The following is a 7052-nucleotide window of genomic DNA, read 5'->3' as shown; positions in this document are numbered from 1 at the left end:
GCATATTGTTCATGAGTTAACGCAGTTGCCATTTGTGACACCAGGGAACATACCGAAACAAGTAATGGTACTAGAAGAGATCGCGAAGCAGTTTATTTTACCTGCTAGAAGAGAACGAAGTTACCCTAGAGTATTGAAGTGCTCAAAAAACCGATATCCCGTTAGAAAAAACAATGCCGCTCACGTTAAGTGAACGGCATTACCCGGTGGCCAGGCTATCATTGGCAGAGAACTTGGTACCATAGTTATGACGCCAGTCGATTTGAAGGGCCCAGTTGCGATTTAACTTGTAATGTACGCCAAGACCCGCGTTGACCTGGAATGTTTTGATGCTTCGATCCTGATCCTTCAATGCCTCACCAAACCCGGCATTGACGTAAGGACGGAGGTCACCGTTGGCATTTAAATAATATTGCATATCGACGCTGTAGTTCTCGTAGGTCAGCTTTTCTGAGCTTGTCTTTTCTTTCAAGTCAGCTCGGGTATAACTAAGACGGGATGAAAACTGGCGGGAAAAGTAAATGACAGGACAGGATCTTCCCGTTTTTTATAGTGCCGCTATGTAAAGATGTTAAGTGTGACAACAAGCACATACCAACCTTATGCTCATCTTTCCAACAAGGTACGCCGCTGCAACAAACGCCCCACTTAGATAACCGCTGCACGGCGATTGCCTGGAAAAATATGGATGATTGATTTTCTACGTTCCGGTTCCGAAAATGGCTAGTCTGGTGCATTAGAAAGGTTACACTACCCTTATCGCTAAACTTGAGCAGTAACCTTTTTTATGACGATTGCCGATTTTTCTGAACTAACGGTAGAGCAATGCCAACGGGCACGAGCATCTCGTGAGAGTCGTTTTGATGGTCATTTTTATGTTGCCGTCAAAACCACGGGTATTTTTGCCGCCCCATTTGCCCGGCGACAGCACCTAAAGAAGAGAATGTTGAGTATTTCGCAAACCAGGCCCTGGCACTGCAAGCCGGTTATCGCCCTTGCTTACGGTGTCGGCCAGATAGTGCCCCCGGCTCCTGGGCATGGAAAGGCATTGAAACAACCTTTCAACGCGCTATTCAATTGATCGATAAAGGAGAGTTGCAGCAAACGAATTTGGCTGACTTTTCTGAACGATTGGGTGTTAGCGATCGGTATCTGAGGAAATTATTTGAAAAGCATTTAGGTATGTCACCTAAACAGTATGCACAATACAACCAGCTGATGTTTGCGAAACAATTACTCCATAGCAGCACGATGAGCATCAGCGATATTGGTCTCGCCAGCGGTTTCAACAGCGTCCGCCGTTTTAACGATGCGTTTCAGAAAATATTAAAATTAACACCCAGCGACATTCGTAAGGGCAGTAACAAAAAATCAGTAGGTAACCAGTTAACCATTGCTTTTCGTCCGCCTTTTGACTGGGCTCACTTGCTTAATTTCTATCGTTTACGTGCCGTCAAAGGCGTTGAAGACGTCGGTGAAAACCATTACCAGAGAACCTTTACGCTGGGCAATACAAAAGGCTGGTTTAAAGCATCACATACACAAAAGAATACCTTAGCTATCGAATTTGAAATAGATGATATTACGCAGTTAAAAATGTTAGTGACCCAGATCCGCCGTGTCTTTGATCTGGATGCCGATATCGCCGTCATCGAAACACATCTTTCCCAAACGGCGTTAAACCGCCTTATGACAACAGGAATTCGAATACCTGGTGTTTGGAATACTTGGGAGGCCGGAGTACGTGCCATTCTTGGTCAGCAAATTTCAGTCAAAGCAGCCATTACTCAACTAAACACATTTGTCGACACGCTCGGCATGCACGAACACGGGGATCTGTATTTCCCAACACCAGAGGTTGTTGCTAATGGCGAGCTGAGTTTTCTTAAAATGCCGCAGAGCCGAAAAGATACCGTAAAACGGTTTGCAGAATATATGGTCGATCATTTTGAAGATCATCCAAGTCAATGGCTGGCGATAAAAGGTATTGGCCCTTGGACTATCAGTTATGCGAAATTGCGGGGGCTATCAGAGCCCAATTGTTTTTTGGCAACCGATCTCGTGGTGAAAAAAGTCATCGCTACTTTTGATGACTTTGACGAAAAATCGACATCTCCGTGGGGCAGCTACGCCACTTTTCATTGTTGGAATTCACAATCATGAATGTTTATACACATTATAAAAGCCCTGTAGGGGTACTCACTATCCAGGCGAATGACGAAGGTTTACTTGGCGCTTGGTTTCAAACCCAGACAACACAGCCAGACAATCTGGGAAAGCTCGATAGTGAACATGCCGTACTGAAGCAGGCGGTATCTGAATACCAGGAATATTTTGCCGGAACACGGCAGATGTTTGAGGTGCCTATAGCCGCAACAGGGACCGAGTTTCAGCAGAAAGTCTGGCAGGCTCTTACCACGATTCCATTTGGCACAACCTGGAGTTACCAAGATTTGGCGAATGCGATTGGTAACCCAAAAGCCGTACGAGCGGTCGGCCTTGCAAACGGTAAGAATCCGATTTCGATCATTGTACCCTGCCATCGGGTTATCGGGAAAAATGGTACGCTCACCGGCTATGCCGGCGGTATTGAACGTAAAGAGGGACTACTGAAACATGAAGGTGCCCTTCTGATTTAGTGTCAGCGATTTTTGAACCACTAATTCTAGCACCTAAATATCATGAAGATGATTGAAACGGTCAAAGTCCGTCATCCCGGAATTGAGGAACGAAATATCCGGGATCCAGTTCAAACCGTGCACTCCTTAGATTCCGTATAAGTTCGTGCCTCACTTTACGGAATGACGAAGCTATAAGATTAATTATTAGTTAGTACCGTTTAATTCGAAGTCCGGTACTTTTCTAAAATCCCACCCAATGACTGCGATGCATCAGAGAGTTCCTGAATACCAGCCACTGATGTTTGTGTTGAAGAAAGCAGCACGCTCGACTGAGTGCGAATTTCATTCAGATCAGAAGTAATATCATTAACCACTGCAGTCTGCTGCTCAGCGGCAGATGCAATCTGAGTACTCATATCCATCACGGACTTAGCCGATTCGGCAATCTCATTCACGTCATTGCCGATTTCAGTGATCATTTCCCGGCTCTTATTGGCTTGCTCTAAAGTTTCGGCAGTAATTTGCGAAATACCATGCGTTTCAGCCTGAAGATTATCAATCATAGCTCGGATCTCAACGGTTGCCTGTTGAGTGCGTCCTGCGAGGGTGCGTACTTCATCTGCAACAACAGCAAAACCGCGCCCTTGCTCTCCTGCTCTGGCGGCTTCAATCGCAGCATTCAGAGCCAGAAGGTTAGTCTGCTCAGAGATCGCATTAATGGTCGTGATCACGTTATCAATCTCAGTGGCTTTCTCATTAAGACTCATAACAGATGCCGAAGCCGCATCGGTGTGCTCAGACAATTTGGTCACCACCATGATSGCATCCTGAACTCTTTCGTTGCTATTAAAGACCTTCGCAGTTTCTTTTTCGGATTGCTGTGCAGCTTGTAAACCATAGCCTGCAATCTCTTTCGCCGTTGCTGACATTTCTTCCATTGCAGTCGCGACAGAATCAACCGATGCATATTGTTGATTCACCCGCTGTTCTGAATCGCGAGCATCTTGTTCAAATGTTGTTGCGGTTTTATACAAGGTTGTAGAGCTGATCTTAACCGTATCGACTAATTCACTGATGGTATCCATCGAACGATCTAGTTCGTGACCTATGACACCAAACTCGTCACGTCCGATATGAAAACCAAGACGGGAAGTCAGATCCCCACTGGCAATGCGGCGAGTCGCCTGATGCATGACCCACAGTGCGCCAATTAAATAGGTTGCAACCCAATAAAATAAAAGTCCTATTGGAGCGAGGGGCAACAGAGAAAGTAAAAATTGAGTAAGGGCCTGTTCTTTCGCTTCAGCGTTATCTGCAAAATGCGTTAGCACTGCATAACGCCCGTCAAAAGGCATCGAAACAGTAATTTCACTGTCGCTTCCGGAAGTTTCTACAGAATATGTAACCAATTTAATGTTCTGGCTATCAAGAACTTTTTGGGTCTCTTCCTCGTTTAAAGTTACGGCTTGAAGCACATTAACGGCAGACTCTAGTTTGGCTTGTGCCTGAAGATGATTCGCTGCATCAATTTGCTCAATAGTCGAGTAATAATGGCTACCTGAAAAGCCAACTAAAGCCGCAGATATGACAATAAACAAAACCCAGAATTTGTCATTGATGTTCATTTTAATAAACAGTCGATCTATTGCCCTAAACTCAACTTCTCTCATTGTGATCCCTCTGATAAAACAAAACTTGCGGATATCATGCGCTCAGGCATTTCCGACTATGATCGCATAAATATGCAACCTAAATAAGCATGGTCGTGCAATTCAGGAATGCCGATCACGTATTGCCACTAATAACCCCCATACCAGATAGAATTACGCGATCACAAAAAGAGTTAACTCCATCACAAAAAATCCAGAAAACATCGTTCTCATGACAAAAGCTGTATTGTCCGGGTTTAGATGCTTTTCTTGCGCGTTATCAAATTCCCCCCCTGAAGAATTCATTTTTTTATGACCGAAATCAATTTCCAGCATGCAGCCTGCACTATCCCACACAGACATTCGGGACATTGTTTCACTATATGAAATAGTCAATTGTCGTTTGATGACTCTTTCCTGACAGTTTTCATGTCTATCATCCACCCACAATCTAACGGCCCGCCTGATATCTCGCGGTGAGCCTTTTTTCAGTTTTGATTGCTGACCTGGAAGAGCCATGACCACAAATAAAATCTCTCAGAATGATACCGCCAATGAACAGCTTGGCGCAGACATAGATAATCCGGCCCGCCGAACGTTTTTCAAACGTGCGGCAATCGGAGGGGGCGCCGCATTAGTGGCAGGCATAGGCAGCTATGCTGCAGGTAAAGGGTCCGTGCAAGGACAAGAAGATCCTAATTGGCCTGAAGTTACCGATGATTTCAAGCCCTTTGCGCAGCGCGACACTATGTGGTCTTATGCGCTCAGTCCGCTGATGATGATGAAACACCCTGAGCGTAATGAGCAATTTGGCCGCTTAAACAAAGACAACCCCCACTACAACTTCCAGTTGCAGGTTCCGGGGTTTGAACATAAAGACTGGGACAATTCCCGTCCGGGCTTTACCCAGCTGGATACCGCCCTGCAACATTCTGCCTGGTTTCCCCCTTACGCATCAGAATTGCGCCTGGGCGCCTGTGGTACGCCAAATACCCGCATGTTCACATGGGATCAATCCGATGTAGAGCACGAACAGTATCAATTCGGTTCAGAAAAAGAAGCTTCTGATGCGATCCGTTCTGCAGCCCGTCTGTATGGTGCGGTGCGCTGTGGTATCGCTCGCCGTGACAAAAGATGGGATTATGATCCTATCTATGATGCCGGTGTAACCTCTGAAATGATGGATGAGATGGTGCAGCAAGATCTTGGAAAGATCCGCGATCAGAAAGTGATGGCCGGCGCGATGAAGGAGATGATGGAGCACTACCAGGTTCAGGACAAAGAGTTAAGCTGGGAGCAAGATTTTCCCTTCGTACCCAAGACCGTCATCGTTCTTGCCGTGCCGATGGATTACGACAATGTAGCAGCGGCACCGACCAGAACCTCTTGTGCTACTGTAGGTGATGGTTACACCAAGATGGCAACCCTGGCCTCAAGTATTGCCAAATTCATCAAAGGGCTTGGATTCCATGCAGTGGCCTGCGGAAACGATCTGGGTAACTCCGTTGCTTATGGGATCGCGGCAGGCCTGGGCGAAGGCGGACGTAACAACCAGCTGCTGGTACCAGGATACGGCCCACGTGTACGTCTGTGCAAAGTGTACACCGATTTCGATTTCGTAGAATACGACGGTCCACACAGCTGGGGGATCACCGATTTCTGTAAAAGCTGTAAAAAATGCGGACAGGCCTGCCCTAGCGGCGCCATTGATATGGCCGATGACACCCACTTCAACTATGAAGGTGAGCATTCTGACCAACCAGGCTACTCATGGTCCAACCACGAGGGGATTAAGAAGTTCCACACCGATGCCAAAAAGTGTTTCGACTACTGGCTAGAAAGTGACACCGACTGCGCGGCCTGCACCGCCTCCTGTACCTTCAACGAACCGGACTATTGGCACCACTGGTTCATCATGGCGATTAACCCATACACCCCGAAAATTATTCACGGCCTGATGGCAGAGCTGCATCCGGCCTTTGGCTACGGTTCGACCCAGAACCCGGAAAAAGTGAAGAAATTCTGGAAAACAGGTGAAGGCATGCGGGTCAACTCAAGCAACCGTAATGTGTTTGGTGCAGTAGGCAAGGCATAAAAGGAGCAACAATATGGAATTAATACAGTGGTTTTTGATGGGGGTCCTGTTTACTTTATCGGTGCTGGGGCTGGCGTACCTTTCAGTTAAAGTGAAACTTCCCTGGTACGGCTGGGGAATAATGATCACAGGCTGTTTGGCTATCTTGTTCGGCATCGGCTGGGCCGGTGCCTCATTCTTTGAAGGCGTCGCTCAATCTGGTGCAATGGCGCTGATCTTCTTCAGCATGCCCGGCTTGCTGATGATTATTCTGGCATGGCGTAAGTTCGTGCCGAAAGACGCAATATTGTAAATCCAAAAGATCCATAAGAATGCAATCAGCGTTGGCGGTGATCCCTCCAGCGCTGATTTGTTTGACACAGTAACTCGGAGTAGGTAATGCGAGTAACTCATTCCCGTACCACAACCCTTTTAAAAACGCTGGCCTGGCTTAGTTTGCTGGCGGCCTTCGTGATCGGCCAGCTTGCTTCCCAGCCAAATCATAAAGCAATGCTATCCCACTATATGGGAGATTTAAAACTGGAGCGTGCGGATCACCAAAGTGAAAAACCTATTGTTTTTAACCTGGTAAAACAAAAAACTGATGACGCAGACGTGGTAGTACTAGGAGAAGGCGAAGGTTACGGCGGCCCGATGATGGTCGGAATCCTTGCGCATCATACTGATACCGGTCCCCGGATCCAGAAG

Annotated in this window: 8 protein-coding genes and 2 pseudogenes; 7 read left to right on the top strand and 3 right to left on the bottom strand. The window is 46.8% G+C overall.

Annotated features, from left to right (window positions below; genetic code table 11):
• Positions 1 to 193: pseudogene (locus tag L4D76_RS28170) on the top strand (IS4 family transposase); the annotation flags it as partial.
• Between the two features lie 6 nt (positions 194 to 199).
• On the opposite strand, the gene L4D76_RS28165 reads toward L4D76_RS28170, so the two are convergent.
• Positions 200 to 523, bottom strand: a complete 324-nt coding sequence (locus L4D76_RS28165; protein WP_428444139.1) for an outer membrane beta-barrel protein — start codon at positions 521 to 523, stop codon at positions 200 to 202.
• 264 nt (positions 524 to 787) lie between these two features.
• Between L4D76_RS28165 and L4D76_RS28160 the strand changes: the two are divergent.
• The 3 genes and pseudogenes from L4D76_RS28160 to L4D76_RS28150 all read left to right on the top strand — a co-directional run.
• A pseudogene (locus tag L4D76_RS28160) lies at positions 788 to 1155 on the top strand (Ada metal-binding domain-containing protein); the annotation flags it as partial.
• A 27-nt stretch (positions 1156 to 1182) separates the two neighbouring features.
• Positions 1183 to 2163, top strand: coding sequence for a DNA-3-methyladenine glycosylase 2 (locus tag L4D76_RS28155; protein ID WP_428444138.1), 981 nt, complete (start codon positions 1183 to 1185; stop codon positions 2161 to 2163).
• Complete coding sequence (locus tag L4D76_RS28150) at positions 2160 to 2639, top strand: methylated-DNA--[protein]-cysteine S-methyltransferase (protein ID WP_428444137.1); 480 nt, start codon at positions 2160 to 2162, stop codon at positions 2637 to 2639. Before L4D76_RS28155 ends, L4D76_RS28150 begins: the two co-directional genes overlap by 4 nt.
• A gap of 200 nt (positions 2640 to 2839) precedes the next feature.
• Here L4D76_RS28150 and L4D76_RS28145 read toward each other — a convergent pair whose 3' ends face one another.
• Positions 2840 to 4291: a methyl-accepting chemotaxis protein gene (locus tag L4D76_RS28145; protein WP_428444136.1), complete on the bottom strand. Its 1452-nt coding sequence runs from the start codon at positions 4289 to 4291 to the stop codon at positions 2840 to 2842.
• A 153-nt stretch (positions 4292 to 4444) separates the two neighbouring features.
• Positions 4445 to 4795 carry a hypothetical protein gene (locus L4D76_RS28140; RefSeq protein WP_428444135.1) on the bottom strand — a complete coding sequence of 117 codons (351 nt, stop codon included), beginning with the start codon at positions 4793 to 4795 and terminating at the stop codon, positions 4445 to 4447.
• On the opposite strand from L4D76_RS28140, the gene L4D76_RS28135 reads away from it, so the two are divergent.
• The 3 genes from L4D76_RS28135 to L4D76_RS28125 all read left to right on the top strand — a co-directional run.
• Positions 4788 to 6365: a reductive dehalogenase gene (locus tag L4D76_RS28135; RefSeq protein ID WP_428444134.1), complete on the top strand. Its 1578-nt coding sequence runs from the start codon at positions 4788 to 4790 to the stop codon at positions 6363 to 6365. The genes L4D76_RS28140 and L4D76_RS28135 overlap by 8 nt on opposite strands.
• A gap of 13 nt (positions 6366 to 6378) precedes the next feature.
• On the top strand, positions 6379 to 6657 hold the full coding sequence (locus L4D76_RS28130) for a hypothetical protein (protein WP_428444133.1): 279 nt from the start codon (positions 6379 to 6381) through the stop codon (positions 6655 to 6657).
• 86 nt (positions 6658 to 6743) lie between these two features.
• On the top strand, positions 6744 to 7052 hold a 309-nt coding region (locus L4D76_RS28125), incomplete at its 3' end, for a hypothetical protein (RefSeq protein ID WP_428444132.1).

The sequence above is a fragment of the Photobacterium sagamiensis genome, from assembly GCF_050337085.1.
Lineage (GTDB): Bacteria > Pseudomonadota > Gammaproteobacteria > Enterobacterales > Vibrionaceae > Photobacterium > Photobacterium sagamiensis.
Note: the sequence above shows the minus strand (reverse complement) of the source record. Positions and strands in the feature narration are given on the sequence as shown.

Excerpts from the sequence above, each read along its gene's own strand:
- L4D76_RS28130 (WP_428444133.1), top strand. The coding sequence starts at position 6,379 with ATGGAATTAATACAGTGGTTTTTGATGGGGGTCCTGTTTACTTTATCG.
- L4D76_RS28155 (WP_428444138.1), top strand. The coding sequence starts at position 1,183 with ATGTCACCTAAACAGTATGCACAATACAACCAGCTGATGTTTGCGAAA.
- L4D76_RS28135 (WP_428444134.1), top strand. The coding sequence starts at position 4,788 with ATGACCACAAATAAAATCTCTCAGAATGATACCGCCAATGAACAGCTT.
- L4D76_RS28150 (WP_428444137.1), top strand. The coding sequence starts at position 2,160 with ATGAATGTTTATACACATTATAAAAGCCCTGTAGGGGTACTCACTATC.